The organism is Rhodobacteraceae bacterium D3-12 (assembly GCA_025916135.1).
Lineage (GTDB): Bacteria > Pseudomonadota > Alphaproteobacteria > Rhodobacterales > Rhodobacteraceae > JAKGBX01.
This window is the reverse complement of the sequence record CP104793.1, coordinates 1,293,511-1,313,598: the sequence shown is the minus strand read 5'-3', so window position 1 is coordinate 1,313,598 and position 20,088 is coordinate 1,293,511. Positions and strand designations below refer to the sequence as shown.

The window sequence follows — 20,088 nt, the reverse complement described above, 5'->3', positions numbered from 1 at the left end:
TTTGCGACTTCTAGACTGCACCATCTGAGCGCCGAGACAGGATGCTAGCGGGACGCGCACGGTAAAGCGCAGCCGTCAAGAGCCCGGCAATTATGGCCTTGGCGATGTCGCCAGGAATAAATGCCACAACGAGGCCTGTCGCTTCGATCAGCGATTTCTTGAGTGCAATGGCCATGCCAACGATGCCAAATGCATAAAGAACAACGATTCCACCAATCACCGAGGCGACACTTGCAACCAAAGCCAAGGGGGCGTTGCGCCAATGTTCAACAATCAACCCGGTCATGAAAGCGGCGGCAACCCATCCTGCGAGGAAACCTGCTGTGGGGCCAACAAAAACACCTAAACCGCCGCGGCCGCCAGCAAGGAGCGGCAGGCCGAGCGCTGTGACGAGCAACAACAAGAGAACCGACAACGCACCGAGCCGCGAGCCTAGCACCGCGCCGGCCAACATCACTCCAAGGCTTTGCGCGGTGATCGGCACACCAAAGCCCAATGAAAGTTTAGGGAGAACACCCAATGCTGCGATCACAGCAGCGAAAAGCGCGACATACGCGATATTTTTTTCCACAACTTACTCCTTTGTCATTTTTGATAACCCGCCCCGCGCGCGTAGAGCCTCGCTGACTTTTTCAGCATCATCGAGGGCGAGGACAGTGAGCGGAAGAACGAGGTTCCAGCGAGCCCGCCGACATGCGCGAGCCCGCCAGCTTTCAGCGAGATAGTGTCCTTTTTCGCGCAGAACGGGCACCATGCGGATCATCAAGCCGATCGCGATTTCGATGACCCGCATATTCAGCCCTAACCGCTCGGCAGGTTGCCCGATCCAGCGCAGCACCGCCATGATATCCGTGAGACGCGTCGTCATCGTAACCAGATTGGCCAAGGCAACCGCCGTGACCATGCGCAAGGCGATGACGAAGCCTGCTTCGATGTCGCGTGTCACGAGATGCCAGACCAAAACCAAAACCGCAAAGGGCCACAGGGGTCTGAGCCGCTTTAGCCCTCCAACAAAGAAGGCCCGACCCGGCAGCGCATAGAGCAGAAACGCGCCCAACAAAGCACATGGGTGAAAAACAACGTTATCTGTGCTGGCCAATACCACGGTCGCACATACCAGTGCGCCTAGCTTTAGCCCTGCCGGGAGATCATGGGCGCGGGTTTTAACCGGGGAGGTTAGAGATATCATCGCGCTCTCCTTGTCGGTTCATTTCGGCAAGGTAGGACGCATTGACTTGCTCCTGATCGCCCGACGCAGCAATACGGCCTTTATCTAGCCAAAGCATCTGGTCGCTATCAACCAGATCGGCAGGATCATGCGACACGTGAATTACCGCACCCGGAAAAAGCGCCAAATAGCGTCGTAACTGTGCCTTAGTGGGAATATCCAGCCCGGCAAAGGGTTCATCCAGTATCAGGCAACGCGGGTTCATCGCCACAATAGCCATAAGGCAGACGAGATGCTTCTGGCCTTGCGACAGCGTCGCAATAGACACATCTGACCAGGCTTGTTTCGAAAACTTGGCGAGCGTATTGTGAGCCTCGTGCTGTGCATCGCTTTTACTTAGCCCGAGTTGCGCAAGTCCGAAGGCGAGTTCTTCGAGCACGGTTGGAAAAATAATTTGATTGTCGGGATTTTGGAACAGAATCCCGACTTCTCGCAAGGCCGCATGGCGATCGGCAAATAGATCAAGATTGTTAAGCCGAATTGTCCCCGCAGAAGGCCCAACCAGCCCGGCAATGACACGTGCAAGGGTGGATTTCCCTGATCCGTTGCGCCCGACGATGCCTAGGCGATTAAATGACAGATCAAGCGTTAGCCCACTGAGCGCCTCATAGGCCTCAAACGACACGCTCATCTCATCCAGGACAAGCCTGGCCGCTGAGTTAGTCACTTTCTGTAGAGAACTCTGGAACATCAGGCTTTTTGACACCTAGCAAGAACAGCCCGCGCGTGGCTACGGCTAGTTGCTCAGCGCGTTAACATTATTCACCCTTGTGGATCAACCAGTAACGCGCTTGAGAAATGAATGCCGCGCGCGGCGCAAAGACAAGCTACAGTAACACCGCAAGTGTCCTGCAGCTCCGTCCAGGCTACAAATGGATCACCGCGCACAGAGATACTGATGTGTTGTCGAAAGAGGATTTGAGCCTCGCCGAAGAGAATGACCGTCTTCGACGCGAGAACCGGCTCCTCAAGGAGGAGAGGGAAATCCTAATAAAGGTCACCCAGTTTTTTTGCGGGCCTAAAGCAATGAGATTTAGGTTTGTTGAAGAACATAGGGCCAACTTTCCAGCCGCCCGGTTGTGCGAGGTCGTTGGCGTCAGCGCACGCGGTTTACGTGCCTTCCGCAGCCGCCCAGCCAGTCGTAGACAACGATCTGACCTGATCACGCTGGCTCATATCAAAGAACAGTCGCGCCTCAGCTTGGCTTTGTTGCGCAAATCAGGGGGTGAACGCAGTTCCCCTTTCCGCGGACGGACTTATCCTACGGGCTCGGTTGTGGGAATGCCAAGAGCGGTGTAGCGGTTAAGGACGGCAATGCGGACTTGGATTTCCGCGACCTGCCGGTCGAAGGCCCGCGCCATCAAGGATTGGCCCAGCAGTTTCACACATTGCATCCACTGACCGACAGGGTTATGCGTAGCATGATCCCGAAAGGTTTTGTCTCGAAGCGGCTTCGGCGATGGTATCCACTCCATCGTTTCCAGATGGTTCGACCGAGATAGCGCGGCGCGTTGACCGCGTCGTTGCGGGCCATGGCCCCCGGGGTCGTGGGCTTCCACGGTTTGGCATTCTTTCGCGGTGGTATGACGGCGTAAGCATGGCGATCGGCAATCGCGTCGTGGCATTTGCGCGTATCGTACGCCCCATCGGCGGTCACTGATCCGATGTCCTGATCGGGTGGAATTTGGTTGAGCAATTCCGGCAGCATCGGCGCGTCGCCGATATTGCTGGTTGTCACCTCGACGGCTCGAACCTCCAATGTTTCTTCATCAACACCGATGTGAATCTTGCGCCAGATACGTCGCTTGGAGCCGCCATGCTTGCGGGCGTTCCACTCGCCTTCGCCCTCGGATTTGATGCCTGTACTATCGATCAGAAGCTCCAGGGGGCCACTGCCGCCGCGATAAGGAAGGCTGACATGCAGCGTCTTCTGGCGGCGGCTCAACGTGCTGTAGTCGGGCACGGCCCAGTCCAGCCCGATCAGACGCAGGAGGCTGTCGACAAAGCCCGTCGTCTGGCGGAGTGGCAAACCAAACAGAACCTTCAACGTCAGGCACGCCTGGATCGCCGCATTACTGAAGCTCTGCTGCCGACCACGCTTACCGCTCGGCGGCGGCACCCAGATCATCGCTGGATCAAACCACCCTCTCATCGCTGCAAGCAGCGACTGCCGGATAATGGATCGTCAGCGAACCGCGCTGCTTCAACGCTATGTTATACGACGGCCAATTCTTCGTTTTGTATTTCGTGGGTGACCAACTGCTCATACACTCCAACTATCATGCTGGATTCACGCAGTGAGTCCCTCAATCGATTTGTGCAACAAAGCCCACCGACGCAGCCGGGGTTCTTTTCAGTGGCGGGGGTCCGGTTCAAAAAGAAAATCACTCCCCGTTTCGGAGGGAAAAACTTGGTTGCACTCAAACGCGTGTAACGAGGCGACCCGAAATTCAACGTGCGTGGCACCATAGTATGTCTTGAATGCAAAACCATCGTCCGAAGGTTGCGCTTCGATTTTCTCAACGTAGGCTCCACTTTCGGAAAACAGCCGTGTCTTACCCCTAAATTTCTGAACGGTGCCGTAGTATCTCCATAGTTTATCGCGCGAGTTTGCGCGCCGGTAAGCAATGTGAACACAGCGCGGCGCAAAACGGGTTGATTGAGGGAAGCTAATCCGAACATCTGCATAGTCGTTTATTACCCCGTCCGCGCGATGTTCAAACTCCACAGAGTACCAAGGGCGTCCGTAGAACTTTCTTGCAAGACCATCGTTCGGCCAGACAGTGCGAGGGGCCATTAGATCAAGGATTGACCGAAAACGTCCGCCGCCGACGATATGAAAATAGATTTGTTCACGCAGCTTGCTAAAGCTCTTAAAGTACCCGTTGCGCTCAAAGTCGAAAATAGTTAGCGGGTCTGCGTCGAGCATGGCGGCAAGTCCAAGAACAGCGTCAGTCTCCGGGGGCGCGCCTTTGTCCAGCCACGCGTAGACTGCCGAGCGGGTTCGCGCGCTAGGAAACTTGGCATCGTGTTCGCAACGAGCGGCCCAATCGCCAACCAGGCCGTCGATACCTCTTGGGCGCGATGGCCACATGATGGTAGACAGATCTAAGACGTTTGATTTGTCTAGAAACAGGGGTCTTTTTCTGGACATGACTCAATAGCTTTCTTCTTTCCAAAGGATGATACCAAGCGCCGCGCTGGTAAAGTGTAAAGCATGGCAACAAAAAGGAAGGAGTTTATGCCATGTCTATCAAAAGCCGAACAACGAAGAGCAACGGTGACGGGAGCACGACCCGGACGACACGATATTCCGACGGTTCGGGCCGATCCACCACTACCAAGCCGGGCGTTTTCTTCGACAAGCACGTTTCGACCACCCGTTGGAAGAAGTGATCGACGGTAAGCCCGGTCGGGGAACATATTTGGGGGCCGTCGAAAGATGGCCCCCTTTTCGTGCTGGAAAGCCTTGAAAGTCCCGTGGGTAGTTCATGGGTAGAACGGCCCGTAGTCAGTTTAATTTAATAAAATCAATATGTAATGGCGGAGACGAAGTCCGCCATTCAAATACAACAACCTACAGAATACAAACAGAAAAACATATAGTATTGAGAAACATACCACATAAAACACCACACAAGAGTTGCGGACGGCTCGGGGGCATGACTTCACGGGAACACACACCTAAACCGATTCCGCGAAAGCTCGACGACTGGCAACAACCCCGGATTGTGACAAAATCTCGGCTTTGTTGCACAAATCGTTTGAACTACGTGCTAGCCCTTTCCCAGAACGGACTTACCCTATGACCTCTGTGACAGGAATGCCCAGAGCGGTGTAGCGGTTCAACACTGCGATGCGGACCTGGATTTCCGCAACCTGTCGGTCGAAGTCCCTTCCCATGAGGCTTTGGCCCATCAGCTTCACGCAATGCATCTTGGTTTCGACTCGGCTTCTGCGGTGGTATCTGCTCCATTGCTTCCATAGGGAACGGCCCAGGTATTTCGAAGCATTGACCGCCTCGTTTCTGGCGATGGCCCCGGCGCTCGTGGGTTTCCAGGGCTTGGCGTTCTTGCGCGGTGGAATGACGGCGTGGGCATCGCGAGCAGCAATCGCGTCGTGGCATTTGCGAGTGTCGTAGGCTCCGTCTGCAGTGACGCTGCCGATGTTCTGATCGTGTGGGCTCTGCGCAAGCAATTCCGGCAGCATCGGGGCATCTCCGACATTGCTGGTAGTTACCTCGACTGCCCGCACCTCCAGCGTTTCTTCATCAATTCCTAAGTGTATCTTGCGCCATATGCGCCGTTTAGAACCACCGTGCTTGCGGGCGTTCCACTCCCCTTCACCTTCGAACTTGATGCCTGTGCTATCGACAAGAAGGTTCAGCGGGCCGATTCCACTACGATATGGCAGGCTTACGTTCAGCGTCTTTTGACGGCGGTAAAGGGTGCTAAAATCTGGTACGGCCCAATCCAACCCGACCAATCGAAACAGGCTTTGCACGAACCCGGTTGTCTGCCTCAATGGCAGGCCAAACAGCACCTGCAAGGTCAGGCAAGTCTGGATCGCGGCATCGCTGAACTGCTGCTTCCGACCGCGCCTCCCGGTCGGGCGAGGAACCCAGATCATCTCTGGATCAAACCAAAGTGACAAAGATCCCCGCTGCCTCAGCGCGTCATTGTAAGCCGACCAGTTCGTGGTCTTGTACTTCGTAGGGGCCCAACTACTAACGCTTCCCAGCTATCATGCTGGATTCACACAGTGAATCCCTGACGGGATTTGTGCAACAAAGCCAATCCCATCCACCAGATCCCGGGACTGAACGCTTAGGCAGATACCCCACGTCCGCCATCAATCGGAATGATCGCACCAGTCATGTGTCGGGTAGTTGGTCCCAGCAAGTAGACAATCGCTTCGGCGATTTCGCGAGGGCCCGGTAGCCCCAAGAGATGCTTGGCAACGTTCGCCTGTACGCGTGGATCTTTCTCAATGAAGGTTTGCATGCGTTCTGTCAGGACCGCACCCGGCGCGATGGCGTTGACGCGAATCTTATCGGCCGCAAATTCTACAGCCATCGAGCGCGTCAGGGAGACCACCCCTCCTTTGGCCGCCGTATAGGCATCACGTCCAGCAGTACCACGTAGCCCGAGCAGCGATGCCATATTGACAACCGAACCGCCTCCAGCTGCAGAAATAAGCGGGATGCCGTGTCGACAGCAAAGAAACGTACCGACCAGATCAAGTTCGATCGCCCGGCGGAACTCATCGACCGGAACCTCGGTGACGGGACCATCATGCAAGCTCGATCCTCCCGCATTATTGACAAGTCCAGTCAGACGCCCGAAGGCACCGATAACGGAGTCGAACCCGGATTTGACGCTATCCTCATCGGTTACGTCGAAGGTAAGTCCAATCGCCCGACCTTGCGCCTCCCCGATCTCCGCACAGGTCGCGGCGGCAGCGGCTTCATCAATATCGGCCACGGCCACGGCGGCGCCCTGTGACGCGGCCAGAAGCGCAGCTTCTCGACCGATACCTTTTCCCGATCCGGTGATCAAAATGACTTCGTCTTTCATTGATTTCCTCACTGATTGCGGCGATTGAGCCAGTTCGAGTCTTGCTTCGATTTCGAATGCAATCCCACGAGTGTACTTCGGACAACTGCGAATAAAAGCAAAGCCCCAACCCCGGCCGAGTTAGCGAAAGTGCCTGGAATGAAGAAGAGCAGGCACATCACTGCCAATACGACACGTTCGATTTTCGACACGCGTCCTGCGCCAAGCAGGTAGCCTTCGGCAGCGCCGACCAAGGCCCAGACGGCAACAAGCGCCGTTACGACACTAAGCGATACTTCAATCCAATCGCCCTGTAAGATCAGGGGCGGATGGAGGACGAAGATGAACGGCAGGATATAGAGCACGATTCCGATTCTGAATGTACTGAACGCCGTTGCCATAATCCCTGCCCCACTGATGCCTGCCGCTGCCACAGCGCCGAGCGCAACGGGAGGCGTAATGAAGGACAACATACCATAGTAGAGAATGAAAAGATGACTAGCGAGCGGGTTCAGTCCACCGTCGATCAAGGCGGGCCCGAGCACAACAGCCAAAAAGATGTAACAAGCGGTGGCAGTCATCCCCATGCCGAGAATGAAACTGGTCACAGCGCCGAGCAGAAGGAGCAAGTAGATGTTGCCACCGGAATACTGGATCAACTCGCGAGAAAAGGCTGTGCCGACGCCTGTAATCGACAATCCGCCGATAATCAGGCCCACACCCACCAAGATGCCGAGGATCGACACGATGTTGTCTGCCGCGTGGTCGATGAGAGATCGCACAAGTGCGCCAAGGTTCGGACGGACCTGAATCATATGGCCAATGAGCAGCACAAGGCTTGCGTAGTATGGCGCCTGTGCTTCAAGCCGCATCGCAAGGATGAAGTACATGAGCGTGGCCAAGCCAAGGAGGTGAACCCACCCTTCCTTGAGGACTTTGCCAACTGCCTCACGTTCGTGATCTTCTAGGCCCTTCAGCCCGTTCTTCGCCGCATAGCTATCGACCTGTAGGTAGAGCGTCAGGAAAAACAGGAACGACGGAATCGTCGCCGCAATCATCACCTCTACATAGGACACATTCAGAAAAGCGGCCATGATAAAGGCCACCGCCCCCATCACCGGCGGCATGAGCGACCCGCCCGTGGAAGCGCAAGCCTCGACTGCGCCAGCATAAGTCCGCGAATAACCCGCCTTCTTCATGGCCGGAATGGTCACCGCGCCGGTTGAAACGATGTTGGAAACAACGCTCCCGCTCAAGCTTCCAAAGAGCCCACTGGCGATGACCGACACCTTTGCCGGTCCGCCACGGCGCCCACCCATAAGGGCTTCGGCGAACTTCATGAAGAAAGCCCCTCCCCCAGTCGCGACCAGAACAACACCGAAAATCAAGTATCCGATCAGCGTATCAGCAAGCACCCTAAGCGGCACTCCGATGATACCTTCGCTGCCTAAGGCGTGCGCGCGAATGGTTTCGGCGAAGCTGTATTCGGAGCCCCAGAGAAACCCTGGCATACCATCCGCGAACATCGGAAAAACACCGCCAATCAAACAAATTGCAAACAGGAGGTATCCGGCACAGCGCCTTAAGGCTTCAAGAGCAACGCAACACAGCACGCCAGCAGCCATCGTCGGCAACGGTGGCGCTTGAAGGTCCCATCCGAGGCGGACGATCTGGTTCGCATTCATCGCAAGGTAGATCGCCGTGCAGAATGAAGCGATCGCGAGCAGTGCGTTGATAACCTTACCCGGCACACCCCTTTGCATGTGCTGACGCTCGTTCAGGAATACCAAAGGGAGGAAGAAAGCAATGACGAGGTAATAATACTCGTTCGCGGACGGCCTGTAGCCGAATGCCGCAACCGAAAAGATGTGATTGATGCTTATCAGCACACCCGCTGAGGTGAGCAATGAGCGGATCCAGTATGAAACCGCGATTTCGCTATGAGATATACGCGCGGGTTGCGCGCGCGCCGCTGAACGGGACATCGATTGTAACCTCTTGAAACGACTGGGGCTGAGGGGAAGTGCGCACGCACCTCCCCTCAGCCAATTTCCCGCTATTTGAGCTCGTTGAGCACGCTATCGCGCGCTTCCAACCAAGCCGCCGAAAAATCGGCTTCCCTCATGCCGGCGCCACGTCCGTCGACCAATTTGTCCCAAGCTGCGCGCAACGCCCGAAGCCGGGTTAGACGCCCTTCGTTCCAGGCATCGTGCTCTTCGGTCCATGCGCCGGTTTCCTTGTAGAACCGGATCGCCCCCTCGTGAAACGGCACGTCGACGGGAGGTGTGCCAGCCTTCTCAGGCGTGTAGTTCTCCATTCCGGCCAGAGCCGATGCGAAACCATCGACACCACCCATGATTGCTTTGGTCAGCGCATAAACCTCGTCCGCATTAGCGTTCGCATAGGTAGCAATAATGGGGTAACGGTAGCCGACCATATCCCCCGGCACTTCCTCCGACAGGCCGGGACCGACACCCCAAGATTGCCGCGTAAAGAACGGTACGATTCGCTGAAGCTCATCCCAATTTCCGTCTCCGAAGCGGACCCACGCAAGACCATCAGGCGATGCTTCCAACTCACGAAGAACACCGGCAGTCGGAACGGAACCCGCAACATCGGCGCGACCCTCCGCCAATGCGCGAATGCTCGACGAGTAGTTCGGCATCTCCAGCACCTGGACATCATCACGGGTCAACCCGGCATACGCCAGAAGCGCGTCGTTCTTCACGTTGATGCCGGGTTGACCGACGACATAAGCGAAACGTTTGCCGCGAATATCAGCAAGATTTTTGATGCCGCTCTCTTTCGTCGTCACCAAACCATACACTGCCGGACGAGCCATGATGACGCGCAGGTTCTGTGGCCCCCAGGCCCTGTCTTCAAACCCCTGAATGCCTTCGGAGGCGAAATAGGCCTCGTTCGCCAGCATGCCATGGGTCGCCTGGCCCGACTTCATCGGCAAAAGCCTCGCCGGCGCCGATCCAGCAGGCCGGATCCGGATCCGCGTCTTGTTTTCTTTCATCAGGGCATCGGCAAGCGCGGACGCCTCTGCGTGACCGCTAGACCCGACATCAAGCGTCGTCCAGATCATCGTGTCAGGAATTGCAACTTCCTCCTGCCCAATCGCTGGCGACGCCACAAGTCCCGCCACCGAAAACATGACGGCGACCCGTTTTATGAAATGTTTCATTCCTCACTCCCATTTTAATCGCTTCGGCGCACTGCGCCGTCAAATGTGGTCAAAGACCAAATCCCTCTTCAGAAAGAGCCTCCGAGCAAAAGCACAGCCTGCATCGCAAACCTCCATCCCTGCAATCGTCCGAATTTCGAGCACGGGAAACATCAGCCACGGCGCCACTCACTCATTAGAGCAGTAAGCCCTGACAGCATTCGCGTCCCACATATCGGACAATTCATGTAAACATGTTAATGATTCATGCCATTGTTTTCAAGCAATACTTGGCTTCCTGAATAACATTTGCACAAATCACCTTGCGCTTCTTCAATTTATTGTCCGATTATTAATAATCGACATCCACGCACTTCAAATTCGATTGTAGCGCCCGAAGATGGCAGTCCCATCCTCACCTTTCGGTAGTCATAGGCGACCCATTTCAAGCCGTTCGCAACCAAGCTGTCTTGCGTACTTGGTACTTCTCAATTGCCGCGAGCGAGCGATCAAATCCATTTCCGGATTGCTTTTGGCCAACCAGCGGTGCCGTGATGTCAGCGCCTCCGTAGCAATTGACATGAACTACCCCGGCCTGCAGTCGCTCAACCATGCGATGCGCCCGGGAGAGGTTTTCTGTCCAAACACCCGACGCCAGACCGAAACGCGTTCCATTTGCCAAACGAAGAGCCTCATCTTCACCGGAAAACCGTTGAACTGAGAGTATCGGACCGAAAGCTTCCTCCTGCACGGTGGCGCTTTGCATTTCCGCCACTTCGATAACGGTGGGGCTGAAAAAGAAGCCAGGTAGGTCCATCCGCGCACCGCCAACAAGCACTTTTTCCCCAGAACGAACGGCGCGCTGAACAAACCCCTCATTCTTTTGAATCTGTTCCGCCGTGCCGATCGCTCCTGCTGTTGTGTCAATCTTCAACGGATTGCCGACTCGTTCAGCTTTTGCCGCATCGATAACGTGGCTCAGGAACTCTTCATAGATCGTGTCCTCAATTAGCAGTCGGCTCGCGGCAACGCAAACCTGACCGGAGTTTGCAAAGATCGCACGGGCAGACTGCCGCGCCACTCCTGCAATATCTCCACAATCCGCGAACACGATGTTCGGCGACTTGCCGCCCAGTTCAAGATGCACCGGCTTAAGGTTTGACTCGGCTGCGTGACGCAACAATTGCCGACCCACCCCGCCCGACCCGGTGAAAGCGAGAACATCTACATCGTCGCTCACCGCCAACGCACGGCCGGCACGGGCCCGGCCGGTTACCACATTGAACACGCCGTCCGGCACCCCCGCTTCAGCGGCCAACTCAGCGAGCTTCAATAGCGTGAGAGATGCCGCCTCGGAGGGTTTGAGTACAACCGAATTACCTGCAGCAAGAGCGGGCGCGACCTTCCAGGCAGCAATCATCATCGGGAAGTTCCACGGAACGATTGCACCAACCACACCGACCGGCTCCCGATGGATAAGGCTGAGCGTACCCGGGGCGGTGGGTGTGATGTCACCGTTCACCTTGTCCAAAGCTTCGGCATAGAAGCGAAAGGTCGCTGCTGCGCTACCCGGCTCGGCCGCGATTGCCATGGAAATCTCGGTGCCGTTGTCCCGGACACCTAAGACCGCAAGCTCTAGCGCATCCCGCTCGATTAGACCCGCCAACCTAAACAGAATGGCCTTGCGGCGCGCCGGCATAAGCCGTGACCAAACGCCGGAAGCAAAGCTTCGCCGTGCTGCAGCGACTGCCAAGTCAACATCCGCTTCTGAACTATCAACGATCGTAGCGATAGCTTCTCCACTACCGGGGCTCACTACAACGAGCCGCTCATCCGTGCGCGGCGACATCCAGTCACCATCGACGAAATTCGCTTTGTCGCCAATTTGGCTCTTGCTAAGAATATCGATGCTGTCCTGATCCAGGGACATAGGCACTCTCCTTACCTTAGAATAGGTGATCGTATGAGGATTCGGAACCACCGCCCATTGGCCGGAGGCGTAACAATGGCCAAGGACTCGCCATGGAACCAACCCTGACCTCGACCATCATAGGCCCATCATTCTCAACGCTCTCCGTGAGCACCTTTTGCAGGTCCTGAGGGTTCGAAACGTTTGCGAATTCCAGACCGAAGGCGGCAGCAAGCGTGGCGAAATCGGGATTGCTAAGTTCGGTAAGATAGTTGCGCCCGAAGGTTGCAGACTGGATACTTCGGACGTTGCCGTAGTGGCCGTCATTGAAGACGATCAAGGTGACGGGCAGGTTGTACCGCTTCGCGGTCGCCAGCTCTTGAATCGACCACCCGAATCCCCCGTCACCGGTGATCGAAAACACTCGGCGCCCGCCTCCACCGACGGAAGCGCCCAAGGCAGTGGGAAAACCATACCCGAGCGTCCCCTGATAACCTGGGCCGATGAGCGTGCGTGGTTGCCTGCATTCGAATGCGATGCGCGCAAGATAGCCAACTTGAGTTAGTTCGTTCACGAAGATTCCGTCATCAGGCAGCGCACTGCGAATAGCCTCGACATATCGCCATAAAGTGCCGGTCTGTTCGATCTGATCCCGCGCCCATCGTTTGATCTTCAAGGCCGTCTCGGGCGATAGCACCTCACGCGGAGAGACCGCATCTGAGAGAGCCTGCGCCCCTTCGGCCGCATCGCCCTCGATCGCTATAGCGGCCTCTCGCGGTTCTTTCATGTCTTGAGGGTCAATATTCAGGAAAATAAACGTCTTGCCGTCCTGCGGCCAACTCGGCTCAGGCGCTAGAACATCCATGAAACGCGACCCGATCACCAGCACGACGTCCGCCACGGAAATCAGCGGCCGACCAGCAAGAGCGTTGAACGTCAATGAGTGGCTATCCGGAGTCGCACCGCGGCCATTGTCGCTAGCGACAATCGGTGCACCAAGACGATCAGCCAGCGCCATGATTTCGCCCCCCGCGTCCACCGCGCCGCCTCCGATGTAAATCACGGGGAAATCAGCATCATCGAGGAGCTGGGCCGCCTGTTCGATGGCCTTCGTGTCAATCTGCGTAGGTTGTGCAACGGTTGGATCACCCGCATCGTATGTCGTCTTGGACATCAAGTGGTCGAACGGGATCTCTACCGTCGCCGGGCGACGGCGACCCTCCATCGCCGACGCAAAGGCGGAATTCACGGCCCCCGGAATTTGCGCCGTATCCATTACTAGGGCATGCGACTTTGAAAGGCCACGCAGCACCCCCGGTTGATCAGGGATCTCATGCAAGTTGCCGAAGCCTTTTCCAACCGCTTGCGAATGGATTTGTCCGACAAGAAAGACCATTGGCGAGTTGCATGCGTAAGCCGTACTCAGTCCGGCTGTCGCATTAAGCATGCCCGGCCCAGGCACAACCATGCCAACCCCCGGTTTTCCCGTCACTCTCGCAAAACCGTCTGCCATGTAGCTGACAGATTGTTCGTGACGGGGAACGTAAACAGAAATCTCTGGGCGCGCGGCAAGTGCGTCCACAGCCCAGTCTAATTGAATACCCGGAATTGCGAACAGCGTGTCGGCGCCGTTGGCAACCAATGCTTGGCACAAGGCTTCACCACCGGTGAGAGTATTGGATGTTTTGGTTTGCATTATGGAGATCCCTCATACACAAGCTAGTTTTTGGCGCTTTTGGGGCGTGGCCACCAGCATTGAACCGCCCACTCTAAAGCGCCGTTTTCTGTCAGGCGGAAGCGCCGCGTATCGTATCGATCAACCGCTCAGGATCAGCATGCAGCTGGTTGCCGCGCCATACAACATGCTGATCGTGTCGAACGAGAGTGAACTGGTGGTCATAAGCGTCGCCCGCCTCTTCTGCCTCCACATTCAGGACGGCAAGGGGAACGCCGCGTGCCGACGCGGCATTTTCGAGAGCGCTTACATCTGCGCCCTCCTCCAAGGAGATTAGGGTATACCCCGGCCCAAACTGATCATATACAGATTCCCCTCCATGCCGCCAAAAATGCGGAGCCCGACAACCAGGGACCGTCGAAGACACGAAATCGCCCATCGAATAGGCTGGCTGCTCGACCCCATCGTAACAAATGATAGGGGAATTGTCGTAGAAGTAACCAAAGTTCAAACCGCCACAACAGTACTGCTGCACATTCAATTCGTATGCCTTAGAGCCGATCTCTTTCCGCAAGGCCTCGGCCTCCGGACCTTGACCATCGATATTGTCCGGCACCGCGCCACGTTGCTTTGCCATCGCGTGCGCGTGATTCATCGCGAAACGCGACACTTGCTCGGTAATTGGTTGTCGCTCGGCCTCGTGCGCGTCGAGTATCCGCTCAGGCGCCCAACCCTGCAATGTCGCGGCCATGAGCCATGCAAGGTTCGCCGCATCAGCAATCCCCGCGTTCATTCCATAGCCGGCATAGGGCACCCATAGGTGCGCCGCGTCGCCACAGATAAATACTCTACGGTCACGGAACTTGTCCGCGACCAATCGACGACCGAACCAGTCTTCCTTGCTAAGGACGTCATAGGAAAAATCATTTCCGACGCCGAGAATCTTCCTGATTGCCCAGTCTCGGTCGACAGAGTCGAAATCAGGCTCGTCATCGCGCAGGTAGTTGTGCACCAGCCAGTTTTCCCTGCCGTCGATGGCATAAACGTTCCCGCTTCTCTGGGGATTGAGCGTAAACATCGCCCAAGCCGGTCCAGCGTCCAGCATCTCCAAGAGACGCGGCGCACGAATATAGGTCGATTGAACCCTCTGAATGACCGCGTCGCCGACAAATTCCGAACCAATCGCCTTTCGCACCATGGAACGCCCACCGTCACACCCAACCATGTAATCGCACGAAATCCGAATCACCTCACCGCTGTCCAAGCTTTCGGCCGTCACCAGCACATGGTCGTCCGCTTGATCAAAAGCAATGACACGCGTTCGGTTAAGCAGACGTATTCTGGGGTCAGCAGCAGCCTGATCACTCAGTATCGGCTCCAGAAAAATCTGGTTGATCCGGTGTGGTGGCTCTGGCGTTGGCCACGACGTGTCCGGCCCCGGGGCCCCAGATTTGCGACCATTGCGCGAAGGGATCGGAATTCGGGTCAATTCAACCCCGGTCGCAGCCGTCCGGTAGGAAACATCATGTGGAAAGTCGTCAGGCAAGCCAGCGGCGCGAACCGTCTCAGCGAAACCGAGGCGTCGAAATACCTCCATCGAGCGCGCGGACACATGATTGCACTTCACGCTTGGCGCTTCCCCAAAACTGCGGAGCTCCACAACCGTCACGTCAATTCCGCGTGACGCCAGGTCCAGCGCAAGCGTCAGCCCAACGGACCTGCCCCGATCACAAGCACCTGCGTCTTATCAAGTTCAGCCATGAATCGTCCCTCCAGCCACACCTTTGGCGAAAAAAGGATGATCAGATGACCGTTTATTGATAATAGTGGATCTGCGGTTTTGGGCGCCAGCCAACTTGGACATAAGATGTCGTCCTTTCTCTTGGTGAAAAAAGCCATTTTAGAAGCTGTTGAAGGCCCCTATACATGATAAACTTAACATGTTTATAAAGCAGATAACAACGTCCGATAAGTGATAATATAGGATCAGTATGATGAACGATAACAGCTCCACCGAAGACGCAGTCATGACGCCAGGGCGTCAAGCGCTTACGCGACAAGAGGGCAGTCCACGTGGAAGCCTTGTCAGGGGGGCCGAGATACTGAAACACATCGGAAACGCCGGTGAACTCGGGATGTCGGTCGCAGCTATCGTGAACGCCACTGACCTTCCACGACCGACCGTTTACCGTATCCTGCAAACCCTCCAGGAGCTTGAGTGGATCGAACGCGACCCGCGAACCCGCAAAATTACTCTCGGCGCCGAACTGGCACTTCTCAACCTGCAAGCCGCGCAGCGCCACACAATCGAACAGATGGCAGGCGACCTACTGAAACAACTCAGTCACGATCTTGAGCAGACGATCTATATTAGCGTTCGTTCAGGCGACGACGCGGTCTGCGTTGCACGCATAGAGCCGGACATCAAAATACGCACCCTCGTAATGGATGTTGGTTCGCGTCAGCCGCTTGGCCTGGGAGCCGGAAGCATGGCGCTTCTTGCAGCGCTGCCCTCCGATGAACGTCAACATATCTTCGAGCGGAACATACAGCGTTTCCGTGCACGCCCCGGTATCGAGATGGAACTTCTCAAAGATACCGTCGCCCGAACCGTTGCCTCCGACCACGCGATCCACCACGGGATGTTCACGAATGGCGTAAGCGGCGTCGGCGTGGCTCTGCGCGATGGCGGCAGAAAGCCGTTCGCAGCCCTAAGTTCAGCGTTCATCTCCTCCAGCCTAAATGAACAAGAACTCAAAGACTGTATCGACAGAATGAAAAAAGTCGCGGACGCGATAGCTCGGCGTAATTTTAGCGCTGACGATCGTTAGGCTCCAGACTCGTTAGTTTCCAAAGTAGCTGGTCACAACGCAGCGTGAGTCCTTGAGCTTGCCGAACATGATCTCGATCACTGCCCGGCAGTGCATTGCGCAGCAATGTCACGAGCGGGGCGGTTGCGCAGCTTGTAGCCACGCCCGTCGGCGATCTCTAAGCGAACACAGATGTAGATATGTACGGATCAACAACCAAACGAGCGTCGTTCAATCTGGAAGGTCGTCTGGTTTGATAGTCAGATACGCACGCCTTTCCGGTGGAACCAGGTGGTAAAGCACTTCCAGGAAATTCTGCACTGCGGTTTCGCCTACTTCAGCAAAGGCCTTGTTCAAACTGGCTTTCTGTTCATCGAAGGCGGCCTCCAGCACCTCAAGCCCCTTATTCGTGATGTAGTGATGCCGTATGCGGCGGTCATTTGCGTCCGTGACCTGCTCGATACTTCCGTCGCGAACCAACTCCTTCATCACGCGATTTAAGCTCGCCGCGTTGATCATCAATAGTTCTTGAAGTTCGTTTGTGCTGATCCCACTGCGAAAGCGCACGAAATACATGACCCGGAAGTGCGAGCGAGTCATCCCTAGTTCTGCAAGCTTCTCGTTTGCGGAAACCATGGCAAAACGCGGCCCCCAGAATGCAAGTTCCGAAGCGCATATATGCACAGCATCCGGATGTTCAGCCCAATTCGTCATGTTACATTTCATCGCTCACTCCTGTTTACGCCTCATTGCCGGATCCATCACAAGTATGCAACTATGCTATGCATGATATATATGGATTGCATATATATCATGCATTATCTATCCTTCATTAAGCCGCCGGATTCGGCGGGGGAGTTTTTAAGGAGGAGACAGCATGAAAACCGTACTAATTGCAGGCATTGCCGCCACGTTGCTGGCCAGCAGCCTGGCCGCACAGGATGTTACATGGCGCGTGACATCGACCTATCCATCAAAATCTCATGTCGGCGCGTCCTTTGATGCTATGGCCAAAGAGCTTTCGCGCCTGACCGACGGTGGATTTATTCTAGAACTCAACCTTGATGGTGCGCTCGGGTTCAAAGGTGGTGACAATTTCGAGGTTGTTGGCGACGGAGTTGTCGAGATGGCCGAAACCGGTGCGCCCGACCTGATAGGCTTCGAGCAGGTGTTCGGTGTCGTGGGGCTGCCCTTTATTGCGCCCACCAACGCCGACATTCAGCGCATGATGAAAATCGTGCGCCCTGAATTCGAAGCAGCATTCGAGCGCAACGACCAGAAAATGATTGGCTGGGGCACCTTTCCAGCCGTGGGAATTTTCGGCAAACACAAAATGACTAGTATCGAGGACTTCGCAGGCGTCAAAATCCGCACCTACGACTCGTTCTCGGCTAGCGCCTTCAAGGAATTGAGCGCTGCACCGGTACAGCTTGCATGGAGCGATGTGGTCTCGTCTCTCTCCTCAGGCGTGATCGACTCGGTTCTAACGTCGTCTTTCGGCGGCTTTGCCATCAAGGCATGGGATCTCGGCATCACTGATTTCAGCGACATCGGTTATTCGACTCCCATCACTCTGTTGCACGTGTCCAAAGATGCCTTCGACGATCTGTCACCAGAATATCAGGAAGCCCTGCTAACAGCGGCAGAGGTCTATACCGAAACAAACTGGAAAGAGGCGCTTGCAGCGATTGAGGGATTCAAGAAAACCTTCCGAGAGAACGGCATCACCATCCATGAAGCGGCCGATGCAAAGCTGACCGCACGTTTCGCGGGAATCTCGCGCGCGGCTGCTGCCGACTGGATCAAGGAAGCTGGACCAAAGGGCGAGGTGCTCTTCAAAGCGATTCAGGACAAATGACTCAAGCTCTTTTCGAAGATTGATGCAGGCGTCGCTGCAAAAGCTCGCCGCCTGCCCCACCTTCCGATCGCAGGGAAAATGATATGGCACTAGTTCACCGCCTCACGCGCCATGTTTGCGCGCTGTGTATGTTTGTAGCAGCCGTAGCTGTGGCAGGTCTGACAGTCCTGATCCTCACAGAAATCATCCTGCGATCGGTGTTTAGCAGCTCAATGCTTGTCACAGAAGAGCTTGCCGGTTACCTCGTTTCGGCCGCGATTACCCTGGCTCTTGCGCCCACGTTCCACGACGGCGCAATGATCCGGTTGACCCTAATCAGCAGCCGTCTGCGGGCGGGACCGCAAAGAATTCTAGAACTCATTCTCACGTTGGTTGCCCTAGTAGTCGCACTGTACTGGGCCCGATACATTTTGCGTTCCGTGCTCAAACTTTTTGATCGCGGTTCAAGCTCTTCCGGCGTTATTGCTTTCCCGCTTTGGCTGCCCGAAGCCATCGCGCTGTTCGGCGTAGCGTCGCTGGCTCTAGTGCTGCTGGCCCACAGTTTGCAGTTGCTCACCCAAGGATTGGATACTGGCGAAGGGAGTAATGATCATGGAGTTTGAAATCGCTCTTATCCTGCTGTGCTTTTTCATCGGCGCGCTGGCGCTTGGCCTCTGGGCCTTCATGACGCTCTTTATTGTCGCGATCCTGACCATGGTTTTGGGAGGGGATTTCAGCTTTGCAAAGGCCGGCATTCTCGCAGCCAAGGTTTCTGTTCGCGCATCGCGATCCTGGGAGTTATCGGCAATTCCGCTCTTCCTGTTGATGGGGGAAATGCTGTTCCGTGCCAACTTGTCAAAACGGCTGTTTGAGGGCCTAGTGCCTATCTTCCGGCATCTGCCGGGCGGTTTGTTACATGTGAACGTCGCGGGCTGCACAACCTTCGCCGCCGTGTCCGGTTCTTCTGCCGCCACGACGGCGACCATCGGACGGATCAGCGTGCCTGAATTGCTGGGGCGTGGGTATGATCGTCGGCTGGTGCTGGGCTCCCTCGCCGGGTCGGGTTCTTTCGGCCTTCTCATTCCGCCGTCGATCGCGATGATCGTTTACGGCGTAATTGGGGATGTCTCGATTGTTCGCCTGTTTGCCGCCGGCTTGATCCCCGGACTTGTGCTGGCGTTGCTGTATTCTGCTTATATCGCCATGCGTGGTGGTCCGGTCACACGTGATTCAAAGCCCACAAACCTGCGGGCGCTTCTCGGCCTTCTCCCCATCCTTGTACTCGTGTTCGCAGTTCTGGGTAGCATCTATGGTGGCATAGCATCGCCAACCGAGGCAGCGGCAGTTGGCGTAGCGGGTGCGGCCGTGCTCATCCTGATCGAACGTCGTATGACATGGGAATTAATACGCGAGTCCTTGGTGGCGGCAACAAGGCTGACCTGTGTTATGGGGGCGGTCGTTGTCGCGGCGTCGCTCATGTCCGCCGCGGCGAGTATTGTTGGAATTCCACAAGGGCTGGCCAACTGGGTTCTCGGCTTGAACCTGAACACCACCATGCTGCTCGTTGCAATTGCGATTTTCTACATCTTCCTAGGCCTGTTTCTCGATGGCATTTCTATCATGGTAGTGTCGCTACCGCTCATTATGCCCATCGTTTTGGCTGCCGGGATTGATCCGATCTGGTTCGGGGTATTCCTCGTTCTGATGATCGAGTTGGGGTTGATGACACCGCCTGTCGGCTTCAACCTATTTATCATTCAGTCGATTTCGGGCGCGTCAATTGGTGAAATCGCCCGCGCTACGGTGCCCTTCTTTCTAATCATGCTAGGGGCGGTCGTTCTGTTCACCGTTTTCCCACAAATTATTCTCTGGCTACCAGCGCTGCTTTTCTGAGGAATATGTCGC

The 20,088-nt window shown here is 55.8% G+C and carries 16 protein-coding genes and 2 pseudogenes; 5 read left to right on the top strand and 13 right to left on the bottom strand.

Translation table 11 applies throughout. The annotated features are described in order from the left end of the window. Positions 1-10: 10 nt before the first annotated feature. Genes N4R57_06580 through N4R57_06570 form a run of 3 tightly spaced genes read right to left on the bottom strand, consistent with a single transcriptional unit; the run spans position 11 to position 1,919 of the window. Entirely contained in the window at positions 11-571 is a 561-nt protein-coding gene (locus N4R57_06580) for a biotin transporter BioY (GenBank protein UYV38706.1), read from the bottom strand. A gap of 3 nt (positions 572-574) precedes the next feature. Continuing rightward, positions 575-1,189 carry an energy-coupling factor transporter transmembrane protein EcfT gene (locus N4R57_06575; protein ID UYV38705.1) on the bottom strand — a complete coding sequence of 205 codons (615 nt, stop codon included), beginning with the start codon at positions 1,187-1,189 and terminating at the stop codon, positions 575-577. Beyond that, positions 1,164-1,919 carry an energy-coupling factor ABC transporter ATP-binding protein gene (locus N4R57_06570; protein ID UYV38704.1) on the bottom strand — a complete coding sequence of 252 codons (756 nt, stop codon included), beginning with the start codon at positions 1,917-1,919 and terminating at the stop codon, positions 1,164-1,166. Before N4R57_06570 ends, N4R57_06575 begins: the two co-directional genes overlap by 26 nt. A gap of 179 nt (positions 1,920-2,098) precedes the next feature. On the opposite strand from N4R57_06570, the pseudogene N4R57_06565 reads away from it, so the two are divergent. After that, positions 2,099-2,431, top strand: a pseudogene (locus tag N4R57_06565) (IS3 family transposase). Between the two features lie 53 nt (positions 2,432-2,484). Here the strand turns inward: N4R57_06565 and N4R57_06560 are convergent. From N4R57_06560 to N4R57_06520, 9 genes and pseudogenes are all read right to left on the bottom strand, one after another. Beyond that, positions 2,485-3,495 (bottom strand): annotated as a pseudogene (locus N4R57_06560) (IS5 family transposase). A gap of 86 nt (positions 3,496-3,581) precedes the next feature. Beyond that, positions 3,582-4,157, bottom strand: coding sequence for a hypothetical protein (locus N4R57_06555; GenBank protein ID UYV38703.1), 576 nt, complete (start codon positions 4,155-4,157; stop codon positions 3,582-3,584). Between the two features lie 869 nt (positions 4,158-5,026). After that, positions 5,027-5,968: an IS5 family transposase gene (locus N4R57_06550; GenBank protein ID UYV39522.1), complete on the bottom strand. Its 942-nt coding sequence runs from the start codon at positions 5,966-5,968 to the stop codon at positions 5,027-5,029. 86 nt (positions 5,969-6,054) lie between these two features. Continuing rightward, positions 6,055-6,804, bottom strand: a complete 750-nt coding sequence (locus N4R57_06545; protein UYV38702.1) for an SDR family oxidoreductase — start codon at positions 6,802-6,804, stop codon at positions 6,055-6,057. A gap of 8 nt (positions 6,805-6,812) precedes the next feature. Beyond that, positions 6,813-8,768, bottom strand: coding sequence for a TRAP transporter fused permease subunit (locus N4R57_06540; protein UYV38701.1), 1,956 nt, complete (start codon positions 8,766-8,768; stop codon positions 6,813-6,815). 71 nt (positions 8,769-8,839) lie between these two features. Further along, a complete protein-coding gene (locus N4R57_06535; protein ID UYV38700.1) occupies positions 8,840-9,973 on the bottom strand; it encodes a TAXI family TRAP transporter solute-binding subunit in 1,134 nt (377 codons plus the stop codon). Between the two features lie 424 nt (positions 9,974-10,397). Further along, positions 10,398-11,882 (bottom strand): aldehyde dehydrogenase family protein, encoded by a 1,485-nt coding sequence (locus N4R57_06530; protein ID UYV38699.1) that lies wholly within the window; start codon positions 11,880-11,882, stop codon positions 10,398-10,400. Positions 11,883-11,898: 16 nt separating this feature from the next. Continuing rightward, positions 11,899-13,557 (bottom strand): thiamine pyrophosphate-binding protein, encoded by a 1,659-nt coding sequence (locus N4R57_06525; protein ID UYV38698.1) that lies wholly within the window; start codon positions 13,555-13,557, stop codon positions 11,899-11,901. 91 nt (positions 13,558-13,648) lie between these two features. Next, positions 13,649-15,205, bottom strand: coding sequence for an FAD-dependent oxidoreductase (locus N4R57_06520; GenBank protein ID UYV38697.1), 1,557 nt, complete (start codon positions 15,203-15,205; stop codon positions 13,649-13,651). A gap of 325 nt (positions 15,206-15,530) precedes the next feature. Between N4R57_06520 and N4R57_06515 the strand changes: the two genes are divergently transcribed. After that, on the top strand, positions 15,531-16,367 hold the full coding sequence (locus N4R57_06515) for an IclR family transcriptional regulator (GenBank protein UYV38696.1): 837 nt from the start codon (positions 15,531-15,533) through the stop codon (positions 16,365-16,367). 210 nt (positions 16,368-16,577) lie between these two features. Here the strand turns inward: N4R57_06515 and N4R57_06510 are convergent, their stop codons facing one another. Continuing rightward, positions 16,578-17,060, bottom strand: coding sequence for a MarR family winged helix-turn-helix transcriptional regulator (locus tag N4R57_06510; GenBank protein ID UYV38695.1), 483 nt, complete (start codon positions 17,058-17,060; stop codon positions 16,578-16,580). Positions 17,061-17,223: 163 nt separating this feature from the next. Between N4R57_06510 and dctP the strand changes: the two genes are divergently transcribed. From dctP to N4R57_06495, 3 genes are all read left to right on the top strand, one after another. Beyond that, positions 17,224-18,204 (top strand): TRAP transporter substrate-binding protein DctP, encoded by a 981-nt coding sequence (gene dctP, locus N4R57_06505; protein UYV38694.1) that lies wholly within the window; start codon positions 17,224-17,226, stop codon positions 18,202-18,204. 83 nt (positions 18,205-18,287) lie between these two features. Then, entirely contained in the window at positions 18,288-18,806 is a 519-nt protein-coding gene (locus N4R57_06500) for a TRAP transporter small permease (GenBank protein ID UYV38693.1), read from the top strand. Then, the gene (locus N4R57_06495; protein ID UYV38692.1) at positions 18,796-20,076 is read left to right on the top strand and encodes a TRAP transporter large permease subunit; all 1,281 of its coding nucleotides are present in this window, start codon (positions 18,796-18,798) and stop codon (positions 20,074-20,076) included. Before N4R57_06500 ends, N4R57_06495 begins: the two co-directional genes overlap by 11 nt. Positions 20,077-20,088 lie beyond the last annotated feature (12 nt).

What these genes read in the sequence shown, in the direction of transcription:
- N4R57_06575 (UYV38705.1), bottom strand. Translation starts at nt 1,189, where the DNA reads ATGATATCTCTAACCTCCCCGGTTAAAACCCGCGCCCATGATCTCCCG.
- N4R57_06570 (UYV38704.1), bottom strand. Translation starts at nt 1,919, where the DNA reads ATGTTCCAGAGTTCTCTACAGAAAGTGACTAACTCAGCGGCCAGGCTT.
- N4R57_06555 (UYV38703.1), bottom strand. Translation starts at nt 4,157, where the DNA reads ATGCTCGACGCAGACCCGCTAACTATTTTCGACTTTGAGCGCAACGGG.
- N4R57_06545 (UYV38702.1), bottom strand. Translation starts at nt 6,804, where the DNA reads ATGAAAGACGAAGTCATTTTGATCACCGGATCGGGAAAAGGTATCGGT.
- N4R57_06540 (UYV38701.1), bottom strand. Translation starts at nt 8,768, where the DNA reads ATGTCCCGTTCAGCGGCGCGCGCGCAACCCGCGCGTATATCTCATAGC.
- N4R57_06535 (UYV38700.1), bottom strand. Translation starts at nt 9,973, where the DNA reads ATGAAACATTTCATAAAACGGGTCGCCGTCATGTTTTCGGTGGCGGGA.
- N4R57_06530 (UYV38699.1), bottom strand. Translation starts at nt 11,882, where the DNA reads ATGTCCCTGGATCAGGACAGCATCGATATTCTTAGCAAGAGCCAAATT.
- N4R57_06525 (UYV38698.1), bottom strand. Translation starts at nt 13,557, where the DNA reads ATGCAAACCAAAACATCCAATACTCTCACCGGTGGTGAAGCCTTGTGC.
- N4R57_06515 (UYV38696.1), top strand. Translation starts at nt 15,531, where the DNA reads ATGAACGATAACAGCTCCACCGAAGACGCAGTCATGACGCCAGGGCGT.
- N4R57_06510 (UYV38695.1), bottom strand. Translation starts at nt 17,060, where the DNA reads ATGACGAATTGGGCTGAACATCCGGATGCTGTGCATATATGCGCTTCG.
- dctP (UYV38694.1), top strand. Translation starts at nt 17,224, where the DNA reads ATGAAAACCGTACTAATTGCAGGCATTGCCGCCACGTTGCTGGCCAGC.
- N4R57_06500 (UYV38693.1), top strand. Translation starts at nt 18,288, where the DNA reads ATGGCACTAGTTCACCGCCTCACGCGCCATGTTTGCGCGCTGTGTATG.
- N4R57_06495 (UYV38692.1), top strand. Translation starts at nt 18,796, where the DNA reads ATGGAGTTTGAAATCGCTCTTATCCTGCTGTGCTTTTTCATCGGCGCG.